The 257-nt window shown below is 57.6% G+C and carries 1 protein-coding gene; it reads left to right on the top strand.

The annotated features are described in order from the left end of the window. Positions 1-257 (top strand): iron chelate uptake ABC transporter family permease subunit (locus tag R0K30_RS22555; protein WP_410613146.1); only part of this gene is annotated, 257 nt, incomplete at both ends.

Genomic DNA, 257 nt, shown 5'->3' with positions numbered 1-257 from the left:
GCTCTTGTCGGAGCCGCGTTATCTATTGCGGGGGCGGCGTTTCAGGGACTTCTGAAAAATCCGCTCGCCGACCCTTATACACTCGGGGTATCTTCGGGAGCCTCAGCGGGAGCCGTTATCACCTTGTTTTTCGGCATTCAGATTCCCGTCATCGGCCGGTTCACACTACCGGTTGTCAGCATCGCCGCAGCGATTGCGGTCATGGCGGCGGTTCTGTTTTTCAGCCGCCTCGTTCATGCGTCGATGTCGGTTTCAAC

Origin of the sequence: Bacillus sp. SIMBA_154 (genome assembly GCF_046536015.1) — a bacterium.
Classification (GTDB): Bacteria; Bacillota; Bacilli; order Bacillales; family Bacillaceae; genus Bacillus; species Bacillus pumilus_P.
Note: the sequence above shows the minus strand (reverse complement) of the source record. Positions and strands in the feature narration are given on the sequence as shown.